1 pseudogene is annotated in these 648 nt (G+C 43.2%); it reads left to right on the plus strand.

Annotation, left to right across the window (positions count from 1 at the left end):
- Positions 1 to 117: 117 nt before the first annotated feature.
- Positions 118 to 648: pseudogene (locus tag R8N49_RS27915) on the plus strand (IS5-like element ISVpa3 family transposase); the annotation flags it as partial.

Consider the following 648-nt stretch of genomic DNA (forward strand, 5'->3'; position numbering starts at 1 on the left):
TATATAAGCATAATATGACCATTTTTTATAACCATATTGGCTTTGTTGCGTAATTCGAGGGAACTAAATCAGAAGGTTACGATCTGATCGGCTAAGTAAGTTAATTCCCCTAGTCTCATGCCGAAACCTCGCTACAAAACAACGAACTGGAAACAGTACAACAAAGCCTTAATCAACCGTGGTTCACTCACTTTCTGGATTGATGAAGAAGCCATTCGCCAGTGGAAGCAGAGTAAACAAGATAAACGTGGTAGACCTCGTCAGTTCAGCGACTTAGCCATTACCACTGCACTTATGGTGAAACGAGTTTTCTCAATGCCGTTGAGAGCATTGCAAGGGTTTATCGATTCTGTTTTTTCATTGGCTAACGTCCCTATAGTCTGTCCACATTACAGTTGTATAAGTCGAAGATCTAAGCAAGTCGAGGTTTCATTTAAACCCAAGACTAGAGGTGCAATACAGCATCTAGCCATTGATGCTACGGGTCTTAAGGTTTATGGCGAAGGCGAATGGAAGGTCAAGAAGCATGGTACTGACGGGAGGCGTAGAGTCTGGAGAAAGTTGCATTTAGCGGTAGACACCAGCACTCACGAAATCGTCGCGGCAGAACTGAGTTTATCTAATGTTACCGATGCAGAAGTCCTTCCT

The sequence above is a fragment of the Vibrio sp. 1978 genome, assembly GCF_033344345.1.